The 4,973-nt window shown below is 71.8% G+C and carries 3 protein-coding genes and 1 pseudogene; 1 reads left to right on the forward strand and 3 read right to left on the reverse strand.

The genetic code is table 11. The features are described from left to right. Positions 1 to 193: pseudogene (locus ACRDP3_RS00385) on the forward strand (hypothetical protein); the annotation flags it as partial. Here the strand turns inward: ACRDP3_RS00385 and ACRDP3_RS00390 are convergent. From ACRDP3_RS00390 to ACRDP3_RS00400, 3 genes are all read right to left on the reverse strand, one after another. Further along, positions 184 to 1,167, reverse strand: a complete 984-nt coding sequence (locus ACRDP3_RS00390; RefSeq protein WP_431514750.1) for a helix-turn-helix transcriptional regulator — start codon at positions 1,165 to 1,167, stop codon at positions 184 to 186. The pseudogene ACRDP3_RS00385 and the gene ACRDP3_RS00390 overlap by 10 nt on opposite strands. Before the next feature lie 65 nt (positions 1,168 to 1,232). Further along, positions 1,233 to 3,899, reverse strand: coding sequence for a pyruvate dehydrogenase (acetyl-transferring), homodimeric type (aceE, locus tag ACRDP3_RS00395; protein ID WP_431514751.1), 2,667 nt, complete (start codon positions 3,897 to 3,899; stop codon positions 1,233 to 1,235). 405 nt (positions 3,900 to 4,304) lie between these two features. Then, entirely contained in the window at positions 4,305 to 4,943 is a 639-nt protein-coding gene (locus tag ACRDP3_RS00400) for a GntR family transcriptional regulator (protein ID WP_431514752.1), read from the reverse strand. Positions 4,944 to 4,973 lie beyond the last annotated feature (30 nt).

Raw genomic sequence — 4,973 nt, forward strand, 5'->3', positions numbered from 1 at the left:
CGTCGGGCGCGCGGTGACGGCGCTGGCGGCCGACCCGGACGTGGCCCGGTTCAACGGGAAGTCGCTGTCCAGCGGCGGTCTCGCGCAGGAGTACGGCTTCACGGACGCGGACGGTTCAGCACCCGACGCCTGGCGCTACATGATCGAGGTCGACCAGGCGAGCAAGACGGCGGACGTCACCGGTTACCGCTGACCGTCCGGTCCGTACACCGCGGCCATGCGCCGCGCCGCCTCCCCGAACCGGGCCCGGAGCGCGGGCGGCTCCAGCACCTCGCACTCCGGGCCGAGGGCGAGCAGTTGGGTGAAGGCCACGTCCAGCGACTCCACGGGCAGGACAACCGTCGCCCAGGCCCCCGCCCCCGGTTCGGCCTTCGCCAGCGCCTCGTCCGCGGCCGCACGGTCCGTGACGTGGCGCAACCGCCGCGCACCGGCCTCCGACAGCCGCAGCACCACTTCCTCCCGCAGGATCGACCGCGCGAACGCCGCCGACCGCTCCGCCCAGAAGCCGGACAGGTCGAAGTCCTCGTCCCGCACGAAGCGTTCGCCGGTCTCCTCGACTCCCGTGACACGGTCCACCCGGTACACGCGGTGGTCACCGCCCGGACCCACCCGGGCCGCCAGATACCACACGCCCGCCTTCAGCACGAGTCCGTACGGCTCCAGCTCCCGCTCCACCTCGGCACCTTGCCGCCGGTAGCGCATCGTGACCCTGCGGTCCGCCCACACCGCGTCCGCCAGCGCCGGCAGCAGCGCCGGCGTCTCCGACGGCTGCCACCAGCCCGGCGCGTCCAGATGGAACCGCTGCGCCGCACTGTGCTGCGCGTCACTCAGCTCGGGTAGCAGCGCCGCCGAGACCTTCAGCCGGGCCGCCGAAGCGGCGTCCGCGAGGCCCATGTCCCGCAGCGCGGAGGGCACGCCGGACAGGAACAGCGCCTCCGCCTCGCCCCGCGCGATGCCGGTCAGCCGGGTGCGGTAGCCACCCACCAGGCGGTAGCCGCCGCTGCGCCCCCGGTCCGCGTAGACCGGCACCCCGGCCTCCGACAGCGCCAGCACGTCACGGGTGACCGTCCGCTCCGAGACCTCCAGCTCCGCCGCCAGCTCGGCACCGGTCATCGCACGCCGGGACTGCAGCAGCAGCACCATCTTGATCAGCCGGGACGCGCGCATGCCCGCATTCTGCCGCCAGGGTGTGACAGCCGGAGGGATCGGGCGGATCAGGCCGGTCAGATCCGTCAGGCCAGCCCGTAGGCCTCCGCCGCCCGGCGCACCGTCTCGCGCTTGACCTCGCCACGCCGCGCCAGCTGCGCCAGCGCCGCGACGGTGACCGACTGCGGGTCCACACCGAAGTGGCGGCGGGTCGCCTCCCGGGTGTCGGAGAGGCCGAAGCCGTCCGTACCCAGCGAGGACCAGTCCTGCTCCACCCACTGACTGATCTGGTCCGGGACCGCCCGCATCCAGTCGCTGACCGCGAGCACCGGACCGGGAGCGTCCGCCAGTACGCGCGTCACGTACGGAACCCGGTCCTCGCCCCGCAGTTGCGCCGCGTCGCACTCCAGCGCGTCCCGGCGCAGCTCGGTCCAGGACGGCGCCGACCACACGTCGGCCGTCACCTCCCACTCCTCGGCCAGCAGCCGCTGCGCCTCCAGGGCCCAGTGGATGGCCGTGCCGCTCGCCAGCAGCTGGATGCGGGGGGAGTCCGGCTCGGGCGCCGTGCCCTCCTGGAAGCGGTAGAGGCCCTTGAGGATGCCCTCCTCGACGCCCTCGCCGGCCGGCATGGGCGGCTGCACCTTCGGCTCGTTGTAGACCGTGAGGTAGTAGAAGACGTCCTCGTTCGCCGCCGGGTCCGGGCCGTACATCCGGCGCAGCCCGTCCCTGACGATGGCGCCGACCTCGAAGGCGAACGCCGGGTCGTAGGTGAGGACCGCCGGGTTGGTCGAGGCGAGCAGCGGCGAGTGGCCGTCCGCGTGCTGAAGGCCCTCGCCGGTCATCGTCGTACGGCCCGCCGTGGCGCCGATGACGAAGCCGCGGCCCAACTGGTCGGCCAGTGCCCAGAACTGGTCGCCGGTGCGCTGGAAGCCGAACATGGAGTAGAAGATGTAGAAGGGGATCATCGGCTCGCCGTGCGTCGCGTACGACGTGGCCGCCGCGGTGAAGTCGGCCAGCGAACCGGCCTCCGTGATGCCCTCGTTGAGGATCTGGCCGTTCTCCGCCTCCTTGTAGTACAGGAGCTGGTCACGGTCGACCGGGTCGTAGTTCTGGCCGAGCGGCGAGTAGATCCCGGCCGAGGGGAAGAGCGACTCCATCCCGAAGGTGCGCGCCTCGTCCGGCACGACCGGAACCCAGCGTTTGCCGGTCTCCTTCTCCTTCATCAGGTCCTTCACCAGCCGGACGAAGGCCATCGTGGTGGCGATCTCCTGGCTGCCGGAGCCCTTCTTCAGCGCGTCGAACGGCTTCGCCGCCGGCTCCGGCAGGCCCACCGGGTGCACCTTGCGGGCGGGCGCGGGGCCGCCGAGGGCGGCACGGCTCTCCTGGAGGTAGCGCACCTCGGGGGAGTCCGGGCCCGGATGCGCGTACGGGACGAGGTCGTCCTCCAGCGCGCTGTCCGGGATCGGCAGCTCCAGCAGGTCCCGCATCGCGCGGAACTCCTTGCCGGTCAGCTTCTTCATCTGGTGGTTGGCGTTACGGGACTCGAAGCCCGAGCCCAGCGTCCAGCCCTTCACGGTCTGCGCCAGGATCACCGTCGGCGCGCCCTTGTGCTCGACGGCCGCCTTGTACGCCGCGTACACCTTTCGCGGCTCGTGGCCGGCCCGCGAGGTGTGGAAGCAGGCGGCGATCTTGTCGTCGGAGACCAGCCGGGCCAGCTCGGTGAGGGCGGGGTCGGCGCCGAAGAAGTGCTCGCGGATGTAGGCCACATCGCGGGTCGCGTACGTCTGGAACTGAGCGTCCGGCACCTCGCGGAGCCGCCTGACCAGCGCGCCCGTGGTGTCGAGCTGGAGCAGTTCGTCCCAGGCGGCGCCCCACAGGGACTTGATCACGTTCCAGCCGGCGGCCCGGAACTGGGCCTCCAGCTCCTGCACGATCTTGAAGTTGGCGCGGACCGGGCCGTCGAGGCGCTGGAGGTTGCAGTTGATGACGAAGGTGACGTTGTCGAGCTGCTCACGCCCCGCGAGGGCGAGGGCCGCGGTCGACTCCGGCTCGTCCATCTCGCCGTCGCCGAGGAAGGCCCACACGTGGGAGGAGGCGGTGTCCTTGATCCCGCGGTGGGTCAGATAGCGGTTGAAGCGCGCCTGGTAGATCGCCGAGATCGGGCCGAGGCCCATGGAGACCGTCGGGAACTCCCACAGCCACGGCAGCCGCCGCGGGTGCGGGTAGGAGGGCAGGCCCTGGCCTCCGGTCTCCTGGCGGAAGTGGTCCAGGTCGTGCTCGGTGAGCCGGCCGTCGAGGAAGGCGCGGGCGTAGATGCCGGGGGAGGCGTGGCCCTGGATGTAGAGCTGGTCGCCGGAACCGCCGGAGGCGGCGTCGTCCTTGCCGCGGAAGAAGTGCTGGAAGCCCGTCTCGTACAGCCACGCGGCGGAGGCGAACGTCGCGATGTGCCCGCCGAGGCCGTAGCGGCTGCCGCGGGTGACCATCGCGGCGGCGTTCCAGCGGTTCCAGGCGGTGATCCGCGACTCCATCGCACGGTCGCCGGGGAAGTCCGGCTCGGCGGCGGTCGGGATGGTGTTGACGTAGTCCGTCTCCAGCAGGCGCAGCGTGGGGTGCTGGGCGTGGTCGAGGGTGCTGCGCATCAGGTAGGCGGCCCGGTCGGGGCCCGCGTGCGCGGTGACGGCGTCCAGCGATTCCCGCCACTCGGCGGTCTCCTGCGGGTCGCGGTCCGGGAGCTGATCGAGCTCGCTGGGCATGGTGGCCACCTTCCGGACGGGATGGGGGATGGGAGGGGGTGGGGGACTGGGTGGTGTGGGTGGTGTGGGTGCGGGCCCCTGAAGGGGCAGGACAGGGCCGCCCGCATTCGGACTGTAGCGCGGCGATCGATGATCGATCAAAGCTTCTCGCGAAATTGGCATTCCGTGCCGTGAAAGTCGGCACGGGGTGTCGGGCGGGTGTGGGTGTGGGTGGCGGGGTGTGGGGCGGCGCTGGGACCTGCGGTCCGGGGCAGGCCGTACTGGGACGGCATTATTTACTGCCCGGCCCCGTGACGTCGCGGGGGACGTGACATCAAGGCCGGGCCGAAAATAACGCTTGAGTGTCCCAGTACGTCCACCCCTCCCCTCCGGCCCCAGCGCCTCGCCTCCGTGGGCAGGCGCGGGTCAGGACACGGCGGGGGCGCAGCCCAGTACGTGGGCCTTGACCAGTTCGGCGATACGGGGGTCGCGGCGGCGGAACGCCTCCATGACCGCCTCGTGCTCCTCCGCGTAGGACTGCTGCACCGTGCCCAGCCAGCGGATGGACAGCGCCGTCCACACCTCGATGCCCAGCGACTCCCAGGTGTGCAGCAGGACGCTGTTGCCGGCGGCCTTCACCAGTTCGCGGTGGAAGGCGACCGTGTGCCGGACCTGGGCCTCGCCGTCGCCGGTGCGGTCGGCTTCGTAGAGCGCCGTCACGTGGGGTTCCAGGGCCGAGGCGTCTTCGGCGAGGTGGGGGGCGGCCAGTTCGGCGGCGATCTGTTCCAGGCCCGCGCGTACGGGATAGATCTCTTCGAGGTCGGCGGCCGACAATTCCCGTACGCGTACACCCTTGTTCGGCACCGACTCGATCAGTCGCAGCGCTTCGAGTTCGCGCAGCGCCTCCCGTACGGGCGTCTGGCTGACCTCGAGCTCGACCGCGATCCGCCGCTCGACGATCCGCTCGCCCGGCTGCCACCGGCCGCTGACGATGCCGTCCACGATGCGCTCGCGGATCTGCTCGCGGAGTGAGTGGACGACGGGGCGGGAGGGACTCGAGGTCACCGGCGCGGGCTCCTTCGGGCGGGGACGATG

This window comes from Streptomyces sp. (genome assembly GCF_050698815.1).
Classification (GTDB): Bacteria; Actinomycetota; Actinomycetes; order Streptomycetales; family Streptomycetaceae; genus Streptomyces.